The sequence below is a fragment of the Rhodococcus sp. 06-418-5 genome, assembly GCF_002258285.1.
Classification (GTDB): domain Bacteria; phylum Actinomycetota; class Actinomycetes; order Mycobacteriales; family Mycobacteriaceae; genus Rhodococcoides.
Window position 1 is genome coordinate 430,264 of record NZ_NOYE01000008.1, and the last position, 21,104, is coordinate 451,367.

Genomic DNA, 21,104 nt, shown 5'->3' on the forward strand with positions numbered 1-21,104 from the left:
GACGGTCTGCGCCCAAACCCGGCCGTCAGCTTCGGTTGCGCCCGGTGTGGTCGTACTCGACTCGGTGTGCACCGTCGCCCAGGTCGTCGAGCAGAATCGTCGCCGCCACGGGACGGCCAGGAGGTAGGAGCCGGACCGTCACCGCGCCTGCTTCGGCGGCATCGAGTGCGCTCGACGCGGCGGCCACGATGCGTTCTCGGGCGTCGTCGTCGAGAGCGTTCGGAGATCGGTCGTCGAGCAGCATGACCTCCACCCCGCGGGCCCGCGCAGACCTGGCCGCGCGAGCGAGGTCGGGTCGAACCAGACCGCGGGCGCGCAGGGTGTCGCGAAGTTCGGCTTCGAGCAGCCGACACGCGAGGATCTCCTCGTCGGTGGGATCGGGACCGTCGGCGATGCGCTGCAGCAGCGGACGGGCCAAGGCGTCGAGACTGGCCAGCCGAGCGTCGCGTTCCTCGAGAACTGCCGCCGCGGCAGCCTGGGACGCGATGCGCACCGTCGACTGCCTGCGCAGCTCGAAAATTGCCGCGGCCAGCGGACGGATGGTGAACGCGAAGAACGTCGACATCAACAGCGGCGCGATGTTGATGGCGCTGAACGAAAGTCCGTACAGAAATCCCTGACCCGTCACGACCGCCCATCCGATGGCCACGGACATGGTCAGTGTCAACCCGACCCACGCGGCCAGCGTCCGACCGCGCACACACATGAAGGTGTAGATCACCAGTGGCATGCCCAGCGGCCACGTCTGCAGGCTCCCGTTCAGCGGTACCGGCACCACTGTGAAGACCAGGGCGGCTGCCACCGGGCCCGATAGGGTCATCAGTACGGTCGACCGCAGGCTCGGTGGGTCACCCGGCGCGCGGAGCAACAGGATGACCGCGGCCGAGAGCACCAGCACCGCTGCGTATTCGGGCCACACCGCGGACACCCCGGTCAGGGTCGTCGATGCACACACCAGGCACGCGAGGATGAAGAATCCGGCAACCGCATATGCAGCTGCCGACTTCATCGACAGCAGATCGCGAACGTCCTCGCCGTTCATCGCTTCCAGCCCAATCGCACGATGGTGCCTGCGGCGGAGGACACGATGTCGGCAGATCCGCCGTCGAGCTGACGCATCCGGCCCTCGATGCTGACGGCGACGCCGAGTCGGTGGGGCGGCACCGAGCGTCGATCGAAGCCGATGCCGTCGTCCATCACGGTGATCTCCACCGTCGACGGAGCCAGCCGGGCTGTGACCGACCGTTTCGATGCCTGTGCGTGAATCAGACTGTTGCGCAACGCTTCGGCCAGTGCGGCAGCGATGGCTCGTACTGTCTCGACCGGGTACTGCTCCGTCCGCTCCAGCAAGTCGTCTTTCACGGTGAATTCGATCGACTCGTCGACCGTCGTTGCGGCAGAACGGAGCTGAGCCAAAACCTCGTCGGCCGAGAACGTTTCGAGGACGATGCCCGTGGTCAGGTCATCCAGATGCATCAGAGCCGAGCGGGCCTGACGCGCCAGGCTGGGCGTGCGGCCGTGGCGAGTCACGGCGAGCAGTGAGGACATGACCTCGTCGTGGATCAGCGCGTCCAACCGTTCGCGCTCGACCTCGCGCGCGGCGGCCGCAGCCGCCCGGGCTGCGTCGTCGTGTGTCGTCGAGATCGTCGCGTCGAGAATGCGTCCGGTACGTACCGCGGCCAGTGTTGCGGCGACGAACACCGTGCAGAACATCATTGCGAAGCAGATCTCCGCGACGATGTTGCTGCGGGGGAACGGTTCTCGCACAGCTTGATTGGAGAGCTGTACGAGAACGACGCTGACGGTCATGTGAACGAACGCCGGGACGGGGTGCCACACCGTCGCAGCAGCAAGTGCCGCCACGCCGGGAAATGCCGCGAGAAACGTTCCCCCCTGATCGAACGTCACGCCGTCCCAGGCAGTCCACCACAGCGCGGCCATGACCGGGAACGCCAGCGCGGCGATGGATCCGGCCGTACGAATCACTCCGATGCTGGGGTGAAATGTGGAGGCCGCGAATGCGAAACCGGTGCCGAACACGACGGCCACTGTCGTCGGAGTCCACCACCCGGGAACGACGTTTCCGGTGCGTGCGATATCGGGAATCAACAGCAGCAGGTACGCCCCGTAACCGACACCGACGAATCGCCCGGTGATTCGGATCAGCCGATCGGTCGAGTGGTGCGCCGCATCGGTCGTGCTCACCTGCTGGTCGTCGTCCATGCACCCCTCCCGGGAGAGGAGTGTAAACCAAGGTCAGGCGCGTTCGATGGTGGTCTGCTTCTCCGATTCACGTGCGGCCCGGGTGCGGGAGCGTCGAACGAACACGGCGACGACGACGGCGGACATCACGACAACCGCTGCGGCAGCGATGTACGGGGCTGCGGTGCCCGGCATCAGGCCCTCGAAGAACAGGACGGCACCGAAGACGAAGAACAGGATGGCCGCGCCGTACTGAATGATGCGTTCCGGCAGGTGCTTTCCGAGCACTGCGCCGACCACGATGGCGAGTGCATCTGCCGCGACCATGCCGACCGTCGAGCCGATCCAGACGCCGACCCAGTCGTTGTCGGCGGCGAGAGTGACGGTGGCCAGCATCGTCTTGTCGCCCAGCTCGGCGAGGAAGAACGCCGAGGCGATGGCGAGGAACGCAGATTTGGTGACCCGGGAGGCTTTCGCGCCCTCGTCGTCGGACAGGGAGTCGCCGCGCAGCGTCCAGAGTCCGAAGATGACGAACGCGACGCCGCCGACGATGGAGATCAGCTCGGTGGGAATCGACACCCCGAGGAAGTGGCCGACCGCGACCGAGACCAGGTGCACGACGGTGGTGGCGACGGTGATGCCGCCGATGACGACGTACCACTTGTAGCGCAGGGCGAATGTCATGGCCATGAGCTGGGATTTGTCACCCAGCTCGGCGACGAAAATGACAGCGAAACTCAACAGTAATGCGGACAGCACAGAAGACTCCTCGGTCGTCGAACGGACCGAAGGTCTCGCCCACCGGAAGAACCGGTTCAGGTGCCGGGCCGCAGTTTTACGACCAGTATGTCGACACGTTGATTGGGGGCTACTCCCCTTCGCTGTAGACGACTTTAAGTGCCGTTTCGCGAATTGTCCAATGCGCCAATAAGTTTGGACACCCGAAAAATCGTGTGCGGGGAGCGGTCAGGAGGCGAGGAGCATTGCCAAAACTGCGGTGTCGGGATCGCTGATCGGATCGAGGCCGACCCGGCTGACCATCGAGGTCACGGTGCCGTCGGATTCGGCCTCCACCCACGCCGCCCGGTGATCGAGGCCGAGATGCGGAAGACCGGGGAGCAGAACGCAGCCGGACGCCGCGCCCGCACACTCCGGGAGTGTCGGTGTCGTCTCCGACGGTGGATGCAGCATCAGCAATGCGGCGGGTTGCTGCGCGGCGAACCGTCCGGGAGCCAACGCGAAATCTCCGATCACCGGACCCTCGGCGACGACCAAGCCGACCGTCCCCGGCGCGGGGTCGTCGGGCAACTCCTCCCGCACCCCGAACACCGTCGACGTCGCCAACAGGCCCGGCATCGAGGCCACCCGCACGGCGAGGGCCAGAAATTGTGCCCATTCCTTGGTGGTGTCCGGCCAGCGGCCGGAGATCACGAATCCGCGCAGCAGACCGGCGGCGTGAAAAGGCGAGACACCGATGAGATCTCGATCGTCCATTGCGCATTCCTCCCAGACAGGTACAGGGCTCGAAGCCGGGTACACGACGTTGGGTAGGAAGAGAATGACGTGAAAACGGCTGGCACACAAGATGGGGAGAGTGCCAGTCGAAACGTAGCCGCCCCCGGCGCTGCCGGGCATTCGCGACGCTCGACCACGGTATCGCCTCGATTCGGGCGACCCTTGCGGCAGCGAAGGCAAAGGTCGTTCGACGAGACAGGGCCACCGCAATGGATGCGGTGGCCCTGTCTCGCAGTTGTTCGACTGTCGGCGATCTCCTCGGTTACGGGAAGATCAGACCCGGGGTCTTCGACGTTGCGGCCTCGAAACGAGCCTGGACGTCGGCCCAGTTGACGACGTTCCAGAACGCCTTCACGTAATCGGCCTTGACGTTCTTGTACTGCAGGTAGAAGGCGTGCTCCCACATGTCGACCTGGAGCAGCGGGATGATGCCCAGAGGCACGTTGGCCTGCTGATCGTAGAGCTGGAAGGTGAGCAGCTTCTTGCCGAGCGAGTCGTAGCCCAGAACTGCCCAGCCGGAGCCCTGCAGGCCGTTGGCGGCAGCGGTGAACTGTGCGCGGAACTTGTCGAACGAACCGAACTGGTCGTCGATCGCGGCAGCGAGCTCACCCTCGGGCTTGTCGCCACCGTTGGGCGAGAGGTTCTTCCACCAGATGGAGTGGTTGACGTGGCCACCGAGGTGGAACGCGAGGTTCTTCTCCAGCAGGAAAATGGCTGCATGATCGTCGTTGTCACGCGCTGCGGCGAGCTTTTCGACCGCGGTGTTGGCGCCTGCGACATAGGTGGCGTGGTGCTTGGAATGGTGAAGCTCGTTGATCTCGCCCGAGATGTGCGGCTCGAGGGCGGAGTAATCGAAATCAAGGTCGGGCAAGGTGTACTCGGACACGTGGTTCCCTTCTCTAACGACGCCGTACCCATCGTGTGATGCGGGCACGTTCGTCCTACTGCGGATCATTCGTAGGGTTCAACCCAATCTCATTCCTACCCCCAGTGCAACAGTTGTAATCGAGATGCTTTTCTCGGAATAATTTCGCGTGAACGAGACAGTCGAATTGTTCGGCTGTGAATCCGCTCCGAATATCACGAAACAGTTGCGCATCGGCTGCGGATTGGTCCAATACATGAACGGAACCTAAACTCCAGGGTGTGGATGGGGACCGACCGAGCCGGAACACGGTCGACGAGTCCGTCGCCGTACAGCCGGTGATCGCGCCCCGAGTGCAGATGGACGGTGCCGACCTCCTTCGCGTCATCGCCGTCCTCGCGGTGCTCTACTCGCACATCTCGTTCTATCTGCTCGACGACGTCGGCGGCGGCTGGTGGATGATCGACGTCGTCGACACAGTCCTGATCCAGGACGCCGGCCTCAACATGCACCTGTCGTTCGTCGGCGTCAGCATCTTCATGCTGCTCACCGGCCTGCTGATCACCCGATCCGCCATGCGGCAATCGCGTCGGGACTTCATGGTCGCGCGTCTCGCCCGCCTCGTCCCGGCCCTCTGGTTCGCCATCGCGATGGCCGTCATCCTCGTCAAACTCGGACTCAACGGGATGTTCAGCGGCCAACCCGGCATCACCAACGGAGAGGCATTTCTCAGCTTCTTCCTCGGTGGCTTCTTCCTTCGACCCGAGGTCGCCGTCCTCGGTGTCACCTGGACCCTCGTCGTGCAGATCGTGTTCTACCTCTACTGCATCTCCATGCGCGGAACGCTGCGCACCAGGCCCATCGTGGTGCCACTGGTCGGCGCAGCATTGTGCGCGCTGGTGATCGTCTACAACCTCTACCTCCCGCAGCCCTACACGATCCCGTTCCTGACCAAGGTCGCGGGCGTACTCCCGACCCTGTTCCTCGGCCAGATCATCTACCTCGGATGGGCACGACTGATCACCTGGCGATGGGTCGTCCTCGGCGTCATCGCCCAGATCGAAGTGATCCGACTGGCCATCGAAGTCCACACCTTCTGGATGGGCGGCACCTACCTCTGGACCCTGCTGGTCGTCACCGGCACCGTCCTCGTCCTCGCCCGATACGACGGACCCATCACCCGCTGGCCCGTCGTCCAGTGGATCGGCACCCGCAGCTACGCGATCTACCTGATCCACACCCTCGTGCTCTACCGCATCTACGCAACCGTCGAACCGCACCTGGGCGCCACCGCCGCCGTCCTGGCATTCCTGGCCGGCACCGCCGCACTCGCCGAAATCATCTACCGCTGGATCGAACTGCCAGCCGCACGACACATCAGCGCGCACTACTCACGCCTACGCACCCGATCCGCCACCTGACCGACCCCCCGGGTACTCAATGTGACATTCAGTGGACTTTTGGGCAGTCGATGTCACGTTGAGTGGACTCGGGCGGGTCGGTTTCTGGTCGGTCAGAGCTGCGGAAGAACCTCGGATGCGACGAGTTCGAGGTGATCGAGATCGGTGAGGTCCATGGTCTGCAGGTACACGCGGGTCGCGCCGATGGCTCCGAAGCTGCCGATTTTGTCGACGAGTTCGGCTGGGCTTCCTGCGGCGCCGTTCTCGCGTAGTTCGGACACCTCGCGGCCGATGGCGGCGGCGCGCCGTGCGATTTCTTCTTCGGTGCGGCCGCAGCAGAGGACGAGGGCGTTGGAGTAGACGAGGGAGTCGGGGTCGCGGTCGGCGGCTGTGCAGGCTGCGCGGACGCGACCGAACTGGGTCTCGGTGTCGGCCAGCGAGGCGAAGGGGATGTTGAACTCGTCGGCGTATTTCGCGGCGAGTGCCGGGGTGCGCTTCTTGCCTCCGCCGCCGATGACGATGGGCGGGTGCGGTGTCTGCACCGGCTTGGGCAGCGCGGGGGAGTCGGTGACGGGATAGTGCGTGCCGGCGTGCGAGAAGGTCTCGCCGACGGGTGTGTTCCAGAGTCCGGTGACGACGGCAAGTTGCTCTTCGAGTCGGTCGAAGCGTTCGCCGAGCGGCGGGAACGGAATGCCGTAGGCCTTGTGTTCGTCCTCGAACCAGCCCGCACCGAGCCCGAGGTCGACGCGACCACCGCTCATCGCGTCGACCTGGGCGACGCTGATGGCCAGCGGCCCCGGGTAGCGGAAGGTCGCGGAGGTGACGAGGGTGCCGAGCCGAATCGTCGAGGTCTCGCGGGCGAGCCCGGCCAGGGTGATCCAGGCATCGGTGGGGCCGGGGCCGCCGTCGCCGCTCATCGCGAGGTAGTGGTCGGACCGGAAGAATGCACCGTAGCCGAACTCCTCGGCAGCTTTCGCGACGCGGAGCAGTTCGTCGTACGTGGCGCCTTGTTGCGGTTCGGTGAAGACGCGCAGCTCTGTGGAAGTCATGTTCGCCAGCCTAAACAGCGGATTATCGGAAGCGCAGACGACGGCTGTGTCAAATCACCATCGATCCACAGGCGGAGTTGGTATTCGGTACACCGCGAGACCGACTCGGAGCTTTGACCTGTGGATAGAAACCGGCACAGGCCCCGATTCTGTGGATCGATCTGTGGATACTGTGGATAACTCATGTGACTCGAGTGACGCAGGTCATAGCGAGACGGCGCTTCGGTCGAAAGGACACGGGTGGCAGGCCCGCGCGGACGCGTGACAAGATCGAGGTGTGTCGCATCCCGAGCAGTCTCCCGCCGTCACCGTCGATCGTCTTCCGGTGCCGTTCCCGACGGCGGCCATCCTGCTCGACGTGCGCGAGGACGACGAGTGGCAAGCCGGACACGCACCCGGCGCCGTTCACATCCCGATGGGCGACATCCCATCGCGCGCCGGTGAGATCGACAACCAGTCCGAGGTGTACGTCGTCTGCAAAGCCGGTGGTCGCTCGGCGCGCGTCGTCGAATACCTCAACCGCGTGGGATACGACGCGATCAACGTCGACGGTGGGATGCTCGCCTGGCAGGCCGCTGGTCGACCGATCCAGCGCGACGACGACCACGAAGCGAGAATCATCTAGATGTCGGCACCGCAGGGACGCGCTCAGGCGTTCCAGGTCTGTGCCCGCTGCAGCACTCGTTGGGCTGTCGGCGCACGGCCGGGTACGTGGTGCCCCCGCTGCCACGGAGTATTGCTTTCGCCGGTGTCCACGAGGGCACCGGCGCACGGTGCCCGAAACTTCCGATGGGTAGCCCGACCGGCGATCTCGTCGAGTAGAGCCGAGCGCCGCAGCCGATCCGTATCGCCGACCCCGACGCCGCACTACACCTCGACACCTACCTGGGGCTTGCGCGACATACCCCGCGACCCCGAGGCCGATCGCAGCATCGGTCGCGTCGAGCGGTACGCAGCCAACGCTCAGAACCTGGTCCTCGTCACCGCGATGTTGCTGGCGCTCGCCGCGTTCGCCGAAGTGTTCAGGTACGGGATCCTGCTGCACAACCGAGTGCGACTGATTTCGCCGATCACCCTGGCCGTGTCCGACGCCTTGGTGTACTTCGCTCAGGTCGGTGCACTCCTCATCGGTCTGGCGGCGCTGATCACCTCGTCCTGCTGGCTGATCGACCGGCGCAGACGTACCTTCGCTGCCGCCGGCTCCACCGATCCGCGCTCGGTGCGCACGATGTTGCTGATGTCGATGCTGCCGTTCGTCCGCATCGTGATGCCAGGGGTCTACCTCACCGAGGTGGTCCGCCTCAGAGGCGGTGCCGATGCCGACGTGCACCGCGAACTGACACTGGTTCGCATCTGGTGGGCGCTCTGGGCAGCGAGCAATGCGCTGGTGATCGTCCAGCTGTTGTGGAACCTGCGTGATTCCCTTCAGGCCCGCGCCGACGGAGTTCTGTTGTCGGCGTTCGTGGCACTGGTGGCCGCGGTCTCGGCCGTATCGACCCTGGCCGTGATGCGCCGACTGGAAGGCCGCACGCTGCGCGGCTCCGCCGTGTCACGACCGACCCGCTGGGTGATCGCCACCGGCACCGAGCAGAAGCCGAAGCAGCCCGAACAGCAGCAGCCAGAAGAAAAGCAGCCCGAAGACAAGGAACCCGAGTACGAATCCGAGGCGGTGACGGCGTCGTGAGTCCCGATCGTCGTGGGCCACTGGTCGTCGCGCATCGAGGTGCGTCCGCGGCCAGGAAGGAACACACTCTCGCCGCCTACGACCTCGCGCTGCGCGAGGGAGCGGACGGCGTCGAATGCGACGTGCGGCTCACCAAGGACGGGCACATCGTGTGCGTGCACGATCGCCGGGTCGATCGAACCTCGAACGGCACCGGCATCGTCAGCGAGATGGATTTCGCCGAACTCGCCCGACTCAACTACGGCGACGCCGACGAACCCGCCGAACTTCTGACCTTGCACGACCTCATCTCGCTCGTCCTGGACTGGACCAGCAAGCCGGTGAAACTCTTCATCGAAACCAAGCACCCCGTGCGGTACGGCTCGCTGATCGAGAGCAAGGTTCTCGCCGAGCTGCACACGTTCGGGATCGGGGCACCCGCGTCGGCCGACCACTCGCGCGCGGTCATCATGTCGTTCGCGCCATCGGCCGTCTGGCGCGTACGGCGGTCGGCTCCGATGCTTCCGACGGTGCTCCTCGGCGACAGCTCGCACTACCTCGGTGGGGGAGCGGCGACGACCGTCGGGGCCACCGCAGTCGGTCCGTCGATAGGTGCACTACGTGAGCACCCGGCCATCATCGACCGCGCAGCAGCGTCCGGCCGGGCCAGTTACGTGTGGACCGTCGACGAGAAAGAGGACGTGGAGCTGTGCCGCGAGCTCGGTGTCGGCTGGATTGCCACCAACCATCCCGGTCGAACGCGAGCCTGGCTCGAATCGAAGAACGTGTAGGTTTTCGGGCGTGGGTAAGAGCAAAAGAAACAGTGGACCGAAGCAGGACAGCAACCGCGCAGCGAAGCTGGCGCAGCGGGAAGCGGAACGGGCGAGCATCGAATCGGCGTCGACGCGCCCGTTCGAAGGCCTCGCTGCCGAATGCGACCTCGTAGCGCTGCGTGAGTTCGTCCCGTCGGCGACGGCAACCGCGCCGATCACCGTGGACGGTCGCACCATCACACTGGCAACGGTACTGCCCGGAGCCGTCGCGGCACTGGTGCGCGAAGACGGGGGCACCGTCGAGGGATTCGTCGGCCTACAGGTGCAGACGCAATCGAAAGACGTTGCGGCAGATATCAGTAGCGCATTGGGCTGGGTGTCCACCGCGTCCGCGGGCGAGTCGCTCGAAGCCGCGAAGATCACCGACGCCACCCCCGCATTGACCGAGGTGCTCGACGCGTCCGCGCTGCTCGAGATCACCGTCCATCAGGACTTCAACTGGTGGATCCCCGAAAGTGCCACTCCCGCAGCCGATGTGGCTGCCACCGTGGAGCGCGCGAACCAGGCGATCATGCCCTCGGCGCGGATCGAAGCCGACGGCGTCGTCGCGGCGTGGTGGGTGGATGCCGGCGACAAGGCGCACATCCGGTGGGTTCGTCCGGAGAGTGAGGACGACGTGATGCTCGCTCTCGCGCGGCTGCACGCTGCGGGTGATCTCAACTTGGGTGAGGGCTCGCGCTACGCCGGTTCGTTCCGCACACATGGACTGCTGGTGCCGGTGTTCGACCTCGACCCCGAGATGCACCCCACCGAATGGGCAGCGCCCACAAAGGAATTCGGCGAGAAGCTGGGCGAAGCTCTCGCTGTCGACGCTCCGCTCACGGCAGCGCAGCTGCGCTCACGTGACGGCTTGCGCGGTCGTCAGGTCACGTTGCGCTGACGGCTCCCGGCCGGATGTACGGCCGAGAAGAATTGCTCGAGAAAGCACATCGGGTGGCCGCCCGAACAAGAATCCTTGTTCGGGCGGCCACCCGTATGAGCGCGCTACTTGCCCAGACGTGCGGCGGGATCTACAGCGATCCGCCGGCGACGGTGGGTGCGCCCGAGTCGGCCGTCACGCTGGTGTTCATCTCACGGGCGACGAACTGCTCGAGATCGAACAGGTTGTGGCCCGCGCGATCGGCGATGTTGAGCAGCGTCTTCATGCTGGCAACTTCCTCGACCTGCTCCTTGAGGAACCACTGCATGAACTGCTCGCCGAGGTAGTCGCCCTCTTCGCGTGCGGTGCTCGCCAGAGCGATGATCTGCTCGGTGACGGTCTCCTCCTGCGCAAGCGCCAGGGCGATGGCCTCACGGGGATCGGTGAAGACGGACTTCGACGCGTCGACGCCGGTCAGCTCGACCGTGATGTCGCGATCGAGGAAGTACTGCACGATCATCATCGCGTGGTTGCGCTCTTCGACCGACTGCGCGTAGAAGTGCTTGGCCAGCTGCGGCAGATCGACATTCGCGAAGTACACAGCGGTGGCGATGTACTGCTGCGAGGCGTTGAACTCGTTGCGAATCTGGTCGCGGAGAAGTGCATGGAACTTGGTGTGGCTGGTTTCTTTGATGTCTACGCTCATGACGAGGACAATATGCCTGGTCAGAGGCGTTGTCATCCAAGTCGAACCTTATTGAGGCGAACGTAGCCTAATACAGTGAATCCTAAATGTCCGCTCTGAGCAGGGCGCAAACTACGCTCTTCCGGCTTCTTTCGGGGCATTGGTGGCGCGGATCACCGTCGAGCCGATCTCGCGTGCGACGTACTGCTCGATGTCGAACAGGTTGGTTCCGGCCCGGCGAACGATGTTGAGCAGACTCTGCATCGCCGCCACCTCCTCGACCTGCTCGGTGAGGAACCAGTGGATGAACTGCTCGCCGATGTAGTCGCCGTCGGCCCGGGCAGCGCGCGCGAGCGCGGTGATCTGCTCGGTCACCGTCGACTCCTGAGCCAGTGCCAGTTCCACCGGTTCGACGACCGACCGGAATGCCGTCACCACGTCGTCGATGCCCGACGCGTCGACCTCGAGCCGATTGTCGATGAGGAAACGGATCATCATCATCGCGTGCCGACGCTCCTCGGCGGATTGAGCGTAGAAACGCGTGGCCAGCTGCGGTAGATCGTTGCGGTCGAACCACACCGCGATGGCGACGTACTGCTGCGAAGCGGTGAACTCGTGCCGGACCTGGGCGCGCAGAAGGTCGTGGAACGACGTACCGGGGGCGGCGGGCTGGGCAGACGGCGATGTCATGGTCCTCAACCTACAACCCAGGGTCGTTCCGCAGGCTCCGCTCCCGCCTACCGCTCACGCCTGCCGATCAGGGGCCGCCGGTCAGCAGTTCCGGCGGGATCTCGCGATCCTGTGCGATGGCGTCGAAGAATGCCGGAGCGCGAGTGTCGTCCCACAGCAGAACGTTTCCGACGTCGGAGTCCTGGAATCCGCCGACCGGCACCGTCGTGGTCACCGGGCCGCTGCGCATCGCCCAGGCCAGCGCGGCGAGGTTCCAGATGTGATCTCCCTCGTCGACGCTCAACGACGATGCGGTGTCGGACACCAGCGGCCACAACCGCAGTGGGTTGAGGAAAGTCGAAGCGCTCGTTGCCTTTTCCAGAAGGGCCGACATGAACGCGCGTTGATTGTTCATGCGGTCGATGTCGGCCAGTGCCGTCGCGCGCGAGCGCACGAATCCGAGCGCCTCGGCTCCGGTGAGATCCTGACATCCGGCGGCAATGTTGATGCCCGCCAACGGATCGTCGATTGCATTCTGCACGCACACGTTCACTCCACCGACCGCGTCGACGATCCCGGCGAAGCCACCGAATCCGATCTCGGCGTAATGATCGATGTGCACACCGGTTGCACCCTCGACCGTCTGTACCAGCAGTGGCGGCCCACCGAATGCGAAGGCCGCGTTGAGTTTGTCCTGGCCGTTGCCCGGAATCGACACGTACGAATCGCGCGGCAGGCTGACCATCGTCGGCGCGCCGCTGCCCTCGGGGATGTGAATCAGAATGATCGTGTCGGTCCGGCTCGGGCCCACCTCGCCGCCGGTCGCGAGCGCGGCTTCCTGCTCCGGCGTCAGGCCGGCCCGCGAATCCGACCCGACGAGAAGCCAGTTGGTGCCGGGGGTGTCGCCGATGCGCCCGGGATACGAGGTGAGGGCGTCCACGCGCGTCAACGAGCTGTCGACGTAGTAGACGACACCTCCGATACCCAGCACGAGAACCAGCAACACGATCAGGAAGCGTCGTCCCCAGCGTCGGCGCCTGCGCGGCTTCGCCGCTTTCGGTGGCCGAGAATCACGTTGCGGCCGAACAGGTTCGGGGCGACGTAGCGCCCGCTGCGCAGGCGGTTGCCTGCGCTCTTCGGTGAACGGCTCCGGCTGCTGACGCGGCGCGTATCCGGTGCGACCCGGTGGATCGTCCTGCGAACGTGAGTACTGACGCGTCGAATTCGCCGCATCCGCTCGACCCGGATTCGACTGTGCTGGATACGACTGGGCCGAACGAGGTTCGGGTGCCTGCGACCAGGCCTGCTGAGGGCTGTCGCGTGGAACCGGTGTCGGCCGAGGTGGCCCGTCCGGCCCGGGAATCGGGCGGCCGTCGCGTCGGATGAACTCGGTACCCTCCGGCGGCGGCTGGCCCGGTCGATACCCACGTGGGGGCGGCTGTCGGCCCGGCGGCGGGCGGTTGGGCCGTGGCTGGGGCGGCTGTTGCCCGGGTGGCTGCTGACGGGGTCGCGGTGGACCCGGAGGCTGCTGCGGGGGTGGACCTTGCCGGGGCGCGGGATCGGGACGACCGTGCCGGCCGGGCGTGGATCTGTCCGCCGGCGGCGTTCGGTTCGGTGGCGGCGTTCGACCGGGAGGCGGCGTGCGCCGGTCCGGCGCGCCGTGCCGTCCGTAGCGATCGTCGTCGTTCACGGATCGACTGTAACCGTCGTCGCGGAAACAGCGGTCTTACTCGAGGTTCGATTCACGGGAGCCACGACAGATGTTCGCGCAGGAGGGCGTAGCCGACGAAGGCGACGATGTCGATCAGAGCGTGCGCGATCAGCAGGGGCCACAGTCTGCCGGTGCGCTGCCAGTAGCGGCCGAACACCAGGCCCATGAGGAAGTTCCCGACACCACCGCCCACACCTTGATAGAAGTGATAGCTGCCGCGCAGCAGCGACGAGCACAGCAGGGACGCGTTCTCGCTCAGACCGAGTCTGCGCAGGCGAGAGATCAGGTACGCCACGACGATGATCTCCTCGGCACCGGAGTTGGCCAGCGCGTACAGAATCAGTGCGGGCACGCGCCACCAGTGGTCGTCGAGGGCGCTGGGAACGACGTTCAGGTTGAACCCGAGGGCGTTGCCCACCAGATACAGCGCCAGCCCGGGCAGCCCGATCAGTGCGGCCAGTCCGACGCCGTGACCGAGGTCGATCTTGAGCCGCGGACGGGCCAGCCCGATCGCTCGTGGTGCGAGATCGGCTCGCCACAGCAGGTACAACCCCAGGGCACCCCAGGCGCACAGACGCAGGATGCTCAGCAGCTGGAACAGCAGATCGATCAGGCTGAAACTCGACCGCGACGAGTTCAGCGACACGGTCTGATCGGACAGGGCAGCGGTCTGCAGCGCGTCCTCGACGAGCGAGAGGATGCTGCTCATTCCGCTCAGGCCGAACGTCACCAGCAGGACGATCGCGATCTCGACCTTGATGGTGGTGCGTTCGCGGGCATCGGGCGGGGGAGCCGTGCTCGCGGGCGGCGGTGGCGTCAACCAGCTCTTGAAGTCGATCACCGCACGAGTCTGCCCTGTTTCGTGCAGTGAGGTGTCAGCCGCGGGCGCGTAGTCCGTTCAGGAACGGGCAACCGGCGAGAACGCGAAGCGCGCGACTGAGGGAGAGGACGTCCTGGACGGGCTCGGTGAATCCCAGCCGGACGTCGTTGTCGCCGCATTCGCCCTCGATCCGCAGTCGAATGCCGTAGCGATCGATGCCCAGCGGCCGGATTCGACCCTGCCGCAGCGACGGCGGGAGGCGTCGGGCCAATTGGGCCAGCAGGTCCGGGTGGTCGGCGTCGAGGTGCTCGAGCCAGCTGGTCTCCATCTCCCAGAAGGGATCGGGTTCGGCGGCCAGCAGTGTGTCGACGTCGACCGGCTCCGCTCCGGTGCTGTCGGCGACCACGGCGGAGGTGACGATCAGACGCATCAGCGAGGTGGTGTGGCCGACGTCGAGCAGGGCCGGATGCGGATGCTCGGCGGCCACCGCTCCGGCCATGGGTCGCATCAGCGATTCCGGAACCGGACGTAGATCGCCCCGAAGCCATACCAACGACCGCACCGGCTCACGCAGGGCGAGCGGCGCGTGATCGGTCAGTTCGAGGACGGCGGGCGTTCCGGCACGGGAGGACTGCCCGGTGACCGCACTGTCGAGGGAGTCGGTGGGGACGGCGAGGATCATCTCCCCGTTGGGACGAAGGTGGTGCAGGGTCGTGATCACCGGGCCGCTGCCGTCGATGGCCAGGGCTGCGCCCTCGGCGCGCATGCAGGCACTGCGCACGCGTTCGGCGGTGGTCGGTCCGGTGGTGGTTGCGCCGAGCATGGGCTCCTCCGATGCGATCGGTCAGGCGAGTAGGTGAGGCAAACCTAAGTTAGCGCGGTGTGGCGAGGATCGCAAGACCCAGGCCACGTGAGTGGAGCCTGCGGAACGACCCAGGCCCCGGGAGTGGAGCTTGCGGAACGACCCAGGCCCCGGGAGTGGAGTCCGCGGAACGACCCAGGGCCGGGTCTACCGTGAAGGCGTGCCGATTCCGCTGACCCTCGGTGTGCCACACCGACCCGACCCGAACGCGCTCGTCCACGGACTGCTGCAGCCGATCTGTGCCGACGCCCACTCGCTCGCCGCTGCCCCGCGTGGACCCGAGTACGGCCCGCCCGTCGTGCGGGCTTCGACCCTGCTCGGACTGTCCGAATCGGACGACCTGGGGCGCATCGTGGTGCACCTCGACATCGACCCCGACGAGCTCCGGGCCGGTAGGACCGGCGGCTACGAGGCCGTACGGTTCCACGTCGACGCCCCGGTCGAGCACCTCGCCGATGCGCTCACGCTGCGGTTGCCCTCGCCGTTGGTCGTCTTCCCGATGTTCGACGCGATCGACGTGGCCGAGACCGCGGAGGCCGTCGTCCTCGCCCACCGGACTCCGGGCATCGACGTCGGCGACACCCCACGGCGCATCGCCGACGTCCTGGCGGTGGTCTCGCACGCCGATGTGGGCCTCGTCGCCCGCGCCGAGTCCGGCGACGATGTGCTCGCGATTCTTGCTGCGACGGTGGCGTCGCTGCGCGGGGACGACATCGCCTCGGCCCTCGCCGCTCCGAACGTCGCCGGACTGCGGGCTCTCATCCCCGAGGCGGCCGAGGCGGTGCGCGAGGTGCTGCTCGGAATCGAGATCGCCGACGCTGCTGCCGCCCGCGCCCGGCTCGTCGACGTCGGTTTGATCGCTTCACGGACGTCGACAACGTAACCTCGAGGCGTGCCTCGCATCGCTTACTTCGGCCCATCGGGAACGTTCACGGAGATGGCGCTTGCTCAGTTCGAGAGGCTCGGAACGTTCGGCGCAGTCGGCCTGGACGGGGCGGTAGAGCGGATATCGGCGTCGAATCCGCCGTCAGCGCTCGAGGCCGTGCGATCGGGTGCGGCCGACGCGGCCGTGGTCCCCATCGAAAGCTCCATCGAGGGAGCGGTTCCACCGACGCTCGACGCGTTGTCGGAGGGCCGCCGGTTGCAGATCGTCGCCGAGACCGAGATCGAGGTGGCCTTCACCATTCTCGGCGGTCCCGGTGTCACCCTCGACTCGGCCCGCACGGTCAGCGCCTACCCGATCGCACTCAATCAGGTGCGCCAGTGGCTGCAGGCTGCCATGCCCGACGCGGTGGTGCAGTCCGCGTCGTCCAATGCCGGTGCAGCGGAAGACGTTGCGGCCGGAATGGTCGACGCCGCGGTGTCGACGCGGCTCGCCGGTGAGCGTCTGAAGTTGCCGCAGTTGGCCGACGGGATCATCGACGTGGAGGGCGCAAGGACTCGCTTCGTGCTGGTGACCGCGCCGCAATCGGTGCCTGCGCGCACCGGTGCCGACCGCACCTCGGTGGTGCTCGAGCCGCCGAACGATCCGGGCACACTGCCGGCAGCGTTGGCCGAGTTCGGAATTCGCAACATCGACCTCACGTTCATCGAATCACGGCCCACGCGTTCACGATTCGGAACGTACAGGTTCTTCGTCGACTGTGCGGGTCACATCGACGATCCGCTCGTCGCGGAGATGCTGGCCGCATTTCACCGCAAGATGCCCCTGCGCTTCCTCGGATCCTGGCCCACCACAACGGGAACGGGTGGATCGGTACCGCCGCCGATCGACGAACACGTGCAGTGGGTAGCAGACGTTCGTGCCGGACGCGGTGATCTGTGATGGGCAAACTGATTCTGGTCCGGCACGGTCAGACGACGGCCAACGTCGCGAAGGTGCTGGACACCTCACCGCCGGGAGCCGAACTCACCGAGCTGGGGCACCAGCAGGCCGAGGCCTACGCGCAGACCTGGATCGGACGCCCACCCGCGGTGCTGGTGTCCTCGGTTGCGTTGCGCGCCAAGCAGACTGCCGGCTACATCGAGCGAGCTACCGGGGTTCCCCTGCTGGTGACCGAGGGAATCCAGGAGACCTTCGCGGGAGATCTGGAGGACCGCGACGACCCGGATGCGCACCGGGAATTCACCGAGATCTTCAGTCGCTGGCACGCCGGAGATCTGGCGGCGACCGTGCCCGGAGGCGACAGCGGACATTCGGTTCTGGAGCGCTACGTCCCGGTGCTCGACGGCCTCCGCGCGCAGTACCTGGGTGACGACACCGCAGGCGACGTCGTCGTCGTCAGCCACGGTGCCGCAATCCGACTGGTCGCGGCGGTGCTGGCCGGCGTCGAGGGCACGTTCGCGGCCGACAACCATCTCGACAACACCCACACCGTCGAGCTGCTCCCGCTGCCGGACGGCGGATGGTCCTGCGTCCGGTGGGGCACGTTCCTGCCACCGTTCGAGGGCAAGGGCAGCGACAAGGCCGACAACCCGATCAGTTAGGGAGAAGGCCCTGCGCCGATGCGATCAGCTCGGCCAGGGCAGCGGTCACTCTGCGATCCGTTGCGCCGGTCAGGGAACTCCACGACGTGCCGTCGGCGGCGAGGGTGGAGGTGGCGAGTATGCGTCCGGCTCGGGTGTCGAACAGGGCGACCGGTCTGCCGGCCACATGGCGGGTGCCGTTGCTGCGGGCCACGGCCGTGATCTCGGTTCTGCCTGCGCAGGTGGCCATCGCCGACGCCAGAGCCGCGGTGCGGTCGGGCGCTATCCCGATTCCGCGTAGCCGAGACGCGGTTGCTCCGACGTCGGTCGGTGCCGCATCGAGTGCTTCGGCCAGCAGATCGGTTGGCGCGTTGATGCTGCCCGGGTCGAACGACGCAGCCGAGCCGATCGACGACGCGAGGTCTCGGGCCGGATCACCGTCGACGGCGCGGATGGTGACCACGTCGTCTCGCCGCACCGCCGACACCGTCAATCGATCGTCGGACGCAACGCAGATCCGAGTGGCCGGAACGGGCTCGGCACTCTCGACGTCGAACACACGGACCGAGACATACCAGCGAGGTTGTTCGAGAACACGCATCCACTGCCGAAGATCCTCGTGGACGCGGCCACCGGCCGACAGTCCGGCCGAGTCGAGGGAGCAGCGGCCACGTTCCAATGCGGAATCCCGCGCAGCTGCGTCGTCGAAACGCGGGAACACGTTCAGGACGACGGGTAGCTCGGCGATCGACAGTTCGTCGACCAAGAAATCCATCTCGTCCGCACCGAGTGAGGCGATCGGCAATGTGTGGCCCACCGGCACGGTTCCCAAGTCGATCAACGGCCGTTCCCGTTGATGTCCGGCACGGTCGGATCCGCGCCGATGACGGACGGCGCGACGGTGCGGCCGTCCGCGAAGTGCTCGAACTGCTTGAGGTAGTCCGGGGTCTGGTGTTCGTCGTCCTCGGCCTGCCCGCGCGTGCCGGATGCCGGGGCACCGGCCGCGCCCGTTCCGCGCTGAGCGAGGCCGCTATCGGCCGGGGATGGTGCGCCGAACGCCGTCTGACCGCTCTGAACAGCACCGGCCGGCATCGAACCACCACCTCCTGGCCCCAACGTCGAACCAGGGAGTCCGCCGCCACTGCCGAGCCCACCTGCTCCACCTGCGCCGCCGCCGAACGACACCGGACGCGTGGACGCCGGACCGACGGCAGGAGATGCCGAAACGCCGGGCGCGAATCCACCACCGGCCCCGACGCCACCGGACAGTGCACTCGACCCGATGTTGGACGCGGCGGTGGCCACGGTCGAGACGCCGGTACTGGCGATGGAGGTGGCAGCACTACCGATCTGACCTGCCGCCGCGGCAACACCGGGATTCTGGGTTGTGGCCATCAGGCCGCCGATCGCGGCCTGAACCGGCGATGTCATCAGCGCGCCGTCGGCGAATCTGCCGAGGCCGGTGCCGGAATCGGAGACGATGGCCGGCGGCCGATCGAACGTGGTCTGGACGATGCGGTGCGAGGAGACCAGCTCGAAGCCCTCCATCACCATCGCGGCGCGGATGTCGAGCAGTCGATCGGCCACCTCGGCCGCCTCGTAGCTGCCGTTCATCACGCCACCCGTCGAGGCGGCGGTGACCTTGGCGGCCTGCACGGCTCCGATTTCGACGAGGGAGGGCATGGTCGCCAACGCCACGCCGTACGAGGTGCCCGCGGCCGGGGCCTCGACCGAGAGCGCCGCTGCCTTGACTGCCGTGGCAGCGGTCCAGGTCGCGAAACGGCCGAGCGCAGCCTGAGCGAGCAGTGCCGACTCGCCTTCCCAGCCTGCGGTCAGTGCCGCGGTGACGGCGGCGATACTCGCCGATGCCTCGGTGAACGCCGCGGCGACCGAACCCCACGCCCCACCGGCGACGTGCAACGGCACCGGTCCAGGACCGAGCAATCGCGTCGAGTTTCCCGTCGCCGTGCGTGGCAGCCACACCACACCTGTCACTCCGAGCGTCATCTGATGGCCCCCATGATGTTCGAGCGTCGTGTCGTTTCGAGCGTCGTCTGCTGCGGTCGAGTTCGGTGCGTCAGATGCCGGGTGGGCCGGGCAGGCCCCCGGCGGTGTCGTCGTCGGTGGCCACGTAGTCCGCGGCCTGTTTCCGCAATTCCTCGGCTGCTCGGAGCAACTCCGAAATGCCTTGTGCTGCAGCGGGTCCGAAGGTATCGGCCGCGGTGCCGAAGAATCGTTCGGTCAGCAGCGACACCTCGTCGGTGCCCGGTGGTAGCGGCCGCACGGGGATTGCCGTCGCAGTGACAGCTGCCTGCAAGCGAGCGGCGACCGCATCGAGCTCGGAGGCAGCGAGCTGCAGTGCCACCGGATCCACCTTGATGACGGTCATGAGCCACGCTCCTTGATCGAAGAACTTTGCGCTGTCGGTAGGTAGGACGCCGCCGTGTTCGGTTCGGTTCCCTCGACGCGAGAAAAATTCAGACGAACTTCCGGGCCACCGAGCCCACAGTCCACGCGCCGCCTCGACGGCTGACCGCCGTGCGCGTGAGCGGGGAGACGTCGATGCGCCAGAACGAGGACACCGGGGCCGCCAACACCAGCACCACCACGGCTCGAACGACGGCAGGAGAGGTAACCGCCAGCGTGCGGCCAGGCGTCGATCCGACAGCACTCAGCCACGTCTCGACGCGAGAGAACAGCGCGACGAGGGACTCACCACCCGGCGGAACGAACGCCGGATCGCCCAACCAGGCCATCGCGTCGGCGTCGGGCAGATCGGTCATCTCGAGGCCGGCCCACCGGCCGTAATCGATGTCGGCCAACGCGGGTTCGACCGAGATGTCCGAGCCGAAGATGCGCGACGTGGAGACCGAGCGGGTTTCCGGGCCGGACAGGACGCGGTCGGCTCGGGGAATGTCGGTCACCGCGGCAAGGTCCCGCAGACCTGCGTCGTCGAGTGGTTCGTCGCCGGGAAACCGGCCGGTGCGCATCGCGTCGGTTCTGGCGTGGCTCACCAGGATCAGTCGGGTCACGGGCGCACTCACTGGGTCATTGTGGCGCAGGCACCGTGTGGTTGTGGCGCAGGCACCGTGCCATTGGGGCATCGACCTGCGGTGGATCGGGACAGCGATTGACACAGCATCGCGTTCGGTGCCACAGTTCGCAGGTTAGACGCGATGTACGCAGGTAATCCGGTGAAAATCCGGAGCGGTTGCGCCACTGTGATCGACGTCGGGCATATGTCCGAATTCGAGAGTCAGAAAACTCGTTCATCGCATGGCCGTCCCCGTTTTCGAGCGGGGACTACGGGACGCATATCCCAGAAGGACACACCATGGCAATCATTCACGCACCCAGTAATACGACGGAGTCGGCTGCCCTTGCCGTCATCGTCGCCGCAACGATTCTGCTCGCTTTCGTCGTGCTCTACCTCGTCGGTTTCGATCAGGGCGCGATCTCCCGCAGTGGCATGTACATGCACGAACTGATGCACGACGGCCGCCAC

General features: G+C 66.4%; 24 protein-coding genes. 9 read left to right on the plus strand and 15 right to left on the minus strand.

Going from position 1 to position 21,104, the window contains the following annotated elements:
- Nucleotides 1-25 precede the first annotated feature (25 nt).
- The 5 genes from CH274_RS03845 to CH274_RS03865 all read right to left on the minus strand — a co-directional run bounded on the left by CH274_RS03845 (nt 26) and on the right by CH274_RS03865 (nt 4,603).
- Nucleotides 26-1,042: a hypothetical protein gene (locus CH274_RS03845; RefSeq protein WP_094656761.1), complete on the minus strand. Its 1,017-nt coding sequence runs from the start codon at nt 1,040-1,042 to the stop codon at nt 26-28.
- Nucleotides 1,039-2,223, minus strand: a complete 1,185-nt coding sequence (locus CH274_RS03850; RefSeq protein ID WP_094656762.1) for an ATP-binding protein — start codon at nt 2,221-2,223, stop codon at nt 1,039-1,041. Before CH274_RS03850 ends, CH274_RS03845 begins: the two co-directional genes overlap by 4 nt.
- A gap of 33 nt (nt 2,224-2,256) precedes the next feature.
- On the minus strand, nt 2,257-2,961 hold the full coding sequence (locus CH274_RS03855) for a TMEM165/GDT1 family protein (RefSeq protein WP_032397121.1): 705 nt from the start codon (nt 2,959-2,961) through the stop codon (nt 2,257-2,259).
- 207 nt (nt 2,962-3,168) lie between these two features.
- Entirely contained in the window at nt 3,169-3,696 is a 528-nt protein-coding gene (locus tag CH274_RS03860) for a hypothetical protein (RefSeq protein ID WP_032397122.1), read from the minus strand.
- 283 nt (nt 3,697-3,979) lie between these two features.
- On the minus strand, nt 3,980-4,603 hold the full coding sequence (locus CH274_RS03865) for a superoxide dismutase (protein WP_045197953.1): 624 nt from the start codon (nt 4,601-4,603) through the stop codon (nt 3,980-3,982).
- A gap of 260 nt (nt 4,604-4,863) precedes the next feature.
- Here CH274_RS03865 and CH274_RS03870 point away from each other — a divergent pair, with 260 nt between their 5' ends.
- Nucleotides 4,864-6,003, plus strand: coding sequence for an acyltransferase family protein (locus CH274_RS03870; protein WP_256993471.1), 1,140 nt, complete (start codon nt 4,864-4,866; stop codon nt 6,001-6,003).
- Between the two features lie 92 nt (nt 6,004-6,095).
- On the opposite strand, the gene CH274_RS03875 is transcribed toward CH274_RS03870, so the two are convergent.
- A complete protein-coding gene (locus CH274_RS03875; RefSeq protein ID WP_032396472.1) occupies nt 6,096-7,031 on the minus strand; it encodes an LLM class F420-dependent oxidoreductase in 936 nt (311 codons plus the stop codon).
- 277 nt (nt 7,032-7,308) lie between these two features.
- Between CH274_RS03875 and CH274_RS03880 the strand changes: the two genes are divergently transcribed.
- The 4 genes from CH274_RS03880 (at nt 7,309) to CH274_RS03895 (ending at nt 10,407) form a co-directional block, all read left to right on the plus strand.
- Nucleotides 7,309-7,656 carry a rhodanese-like domain-containing protein gene (locus tag CH274_RS03880; protein ID WP_373453904.1) on the plus strand — a complete coding sequence of 116 codons (348 nt, stop codon included), beginning with the start codon at nt 7,309-7,311 and terminating at the stop codon, nt 7,654-7,656.
- A gap of 267 nt (nt 7,657-7,923) precedes the next feature.
- Nucleotides 7,924-8,715 (plus strand): DUF4328 domain-containing protein, encoded by a 792-nt coding sequence (locus CH274_RS03885; RefSeq protein WP_179275628.1) that lies wholly within the window; start codon nt 7,924-7,926, stop codon nt 8,713-8,715.
- Nucleotides 8,712-9,485 carry a glycerophosphodiester phosphodiesterase gene (locus CH274_RS03890; protein WP_094656764.1) on the plus strand — a complete coding sequence of 258 codons (774 nt, stop codon included), beginning with the start codon at nt 8,712-8,714 and terminating at the stop codon, nt 9,483-9,485. The genes CH274_RS03885 and CH274_RS03890 overlap by 4 nt, the downstream gene beginning before the upstream one ends.
- Nucleotides 9,486-9,495: 10 nt before the next feature.
- Nucleotides 9,496-10,407, plus strand: a complete 912-nt coding sequence (locus CH274_RS03895; protein ID WP_094656765.1) for a DUF5926 family protein — start codon at nt 9,496-9,498, stop codon at nt 10,405-10,407.
- A gap of 130 nt (nt 10,408-10,537) precedes the next feature.
- Here CH274_RS03895 and CH274_RS03900 read toward each other — a convergent pair whose 3' ends face one another.
- The 5 genes from CH274_RS03900 to CH274_RS03925 all read right to left on the minus strand — a co-directional run bounded on the left by CH274_RS03900 (nt 10,538) and on the right by CH274_RS03925 (nt 15,094).
- Nucleotides 10,538-11,092: a ferritin gene (locus tag CH274_RS03900; protein ID WP_032396487.1), complete on the minus strand. Its 555-nt coding sequence runs from the start codon at nt 11,090-11,092 to the stop codon at nt 10,538-10,540.
- A 111-nt stretch (nt 11,093-11,203) separates the two neighbouring features.
- Complete coding sequence (locus tag CH274_RS03905; protein WP_094646361.1) at nt 11,204-11,761, minus strand: ferritin; 558 nt, start codon at nt 11,759-11,761, stop codon at nt 11,204-11,206.
- A gap of 67 nt (nt 11,762-11,828) precedes the next feature.
- Nucleotides 11,829-13,124 (minus strand): LCP family glycopolymer transferase, encoded by a 1,296-nt coding sequence (locus tag CH274_RS03910; RefSeq protein WP_373453906.1) that lies wholly within the window; start codon nt 13,122-13,124, stop codon nt 11,829-11,831.
- A gap of 358 nt (nt 13,125-13,482) precedes the next feature.
- The gene (locus CH274_RS03920; RefSeq protein ID WP_373453905.1) at nt 13,483-14,292 is read right to left on the minus strand and encodes a CPBP family intramembrane glutamic endopeptidase; all 810 of its coding nucleotides are present in this window, start codon (nt 14,290-14,292) and stop codon (nt 13,483-13,485) included.
- 34 nt (nt 14,293-14,326) lie between these two features.
- Nucleotides 14,327-15,094, minus strand: coding sequence for a DUF2470 domain-containing protein (locus CH274_RS03925; RefSeq protein WP_032396466.1), 768 nt, complete (start codon nt 15,092-15,094; stop codon nt 14,327-14,329).
- A 199-nt stretch (nt 15,095-15,293) separates the two neighbouring features.
- Between CH274_RS03925 and CH274_RS03930 the strand changes: the two genes are divergently transcribed.
- The 3 genes from CH274_RS03930 to CH274_RS03940 are packed head-to-tail and all read left to right on the plus strand — an operon-like array spanning nt 15,294 to nt 17,620.
- Nucleotides 15,294-16,016, plus strand: coding sequence for a hypothetical protein (locus CH274_RS03930; RefSeq protein WP_094656767.1), 723 nt, complete (start codon nt 15,294-15,296; stop codon nt 16,014-16,016).
- A 9-nt stretch (nt 16,017-16,025) separates the two neighbouring features.
- Nucleotides 16,026-16,958 (plus strand): prephenate dehydratase, encoded by a 933-nt coding sequence (pheA, locus tag CH274_RS03935; protein ID WP_045197959.1) that lies wholly within the window; start codon nt 16,026-16,028, stop codon nt 16,956-16,958.
- Nucleotides 16,955-17,620 carry a histidine phosphatase family protein gene (locus CH274_RS03940; protein WP_032396463.1) on the plus strand — a complete coding sequence of 222 codons (666 nt, stop codon included), beginning with the start codon at nt 16,955-16,957 and terminating at the stop codon, nt 17,618-17,620. Before pheA ends, CH274_RS03940 begins: the two co-directional genes overlap by 4 nt.
- Here the strand turns inward: CH274_RS03940 and CH274_RS03945 are convergent.
- The 4 genes from CH274_RS03945 to CH274_RS03960 form a co-directional block, all read right to left on the minus strand.
- The gene (locus CH274_RS03945; protein ID WP_094656768.1) at nt 17,613-18,440 is read right to left on the minus strand and encodes an ESX secretion-associated protein EspG; all 828 of its coding nucleotides are present in this window, start codon (nt 18,438-18,440) and stop codon (nt 17,613-17,615) included. The two genes, CH274_RS03940 and CH274_RS03945, sit on opposite strands and share 8 nt — an antisense overlap.
- Nucleotides 18,437-19,606, minus strand: coding sequence for a PPE family protein (locus CH274_RS03950; RefSeq protein WP_256993472.1), 1,170 nt, complete (start codon nt 19,604-19,606; stop codon nt 18,437-18,439). Before CH274_RS03950 ends, CH274_RS03945 begins: the two co-directional genes overlap by 4 nt.
- 70 nt (nt 19,607-19,676) lie before the next feature.
- Nucleotides 19,677-19,988, minus strand: a complete 312-nt coding sequence (locus CH274_RS03955; RefSeq protein ID WP_094656769.1) for a PE family protein — start codon at nt 19,986-19,988, stop codon at nt 19,677-19,679.
- Between the two features lie 88 nt (nt 19,989-20,076).
- Nucleotides 20,077-20,643: a histidine phosphatase family protein gene (locus CH274_RS03960; RefSeq protein WP_094656770.1), complete on the minus strand. Its 567-nt coding sequence runs from the start codon at nt 20,641-20,643 to the stop codon at nt 20,077-20,079.
- A gap of 290 nt (nt 20,644-20,933) precedes the next feature.
- On the opposite strand from CH274_RS03960, the gene CH274_RS03965 reads away from it, so the two are divergent.
- On the plus strand, nt 20,934-21,104 hold a 171-nt coding region (locus CH274_RS03965), incomplete at its 3' end, for a CbtB domain-containing protein (protein WP_094629299.1).

Bases quoted from the DNA above. Each gene is read 5' to 3' on its own strand.
- CH274_RS03905 (WP_094646361.1), bottom strand. From the start codon at position 11,761: ATGACATCGCCGTCTGCCCAGCCCGCCGCCCCCGGTACGTCGTTCCAC.
- CH274_RS03875 (WP_032396472.1), bottom strand. From the start codon at position 7,031: ATGACTTCCACAGAGCTGCGCGTCTTCACCGAACCGCAACAAGGCGCC.
- CH274_RS03900 (WP_032396487.1), bottom strand. From the start codon at position 11,092: ATGAGCGTAGACATCAAAGAAACCAGCCACACCAAGTTCCATGCACTT.
- CH274_RS03955 (WP_094656769.1), bottom strand. From the start codon at position 19,988: ATGACCGTCATCAAGGTGGATCCGGTGGCACTGCAGCTCGCTGCCTCC.
- CH274_RS03860 (WP_032397122.1), bottom strand. From the start codon at position 3,696: ATGGACGATCGAGATCTCATCGGTGTCTCGCCTTTTCACGCCGCCGGT.
- CH274_RS03925 (WP_032396466.1), bottom strand. From the start codon at position 15,094: ATGCTCGGCGCAACCACCACCGGACCGACCACCGCCGAACGCGTGCGC.
- CH274_RS03845 (WP_094656761.1), bottom strand. From the start codon at position 1,042: ATGAACGGCGAGGACGTTCGCGATCTGCTGTCGATGAAGTCGGCAGCT.
- CH274_RS03950 (WP_256993472.1), bottom strand. From the start codon at position 19,606: ATGACGCTCGGAGTGACAGGTGTGGTGTGGCTGCCACGCACGGCGACG.
- CH274_RS03850 (WP_094656762.1), bottom strand. From the start codon at position 2,223: ATGGACGACGACCAGCAGGTGAGCACGACCGATGCGGCGCACCACTCG.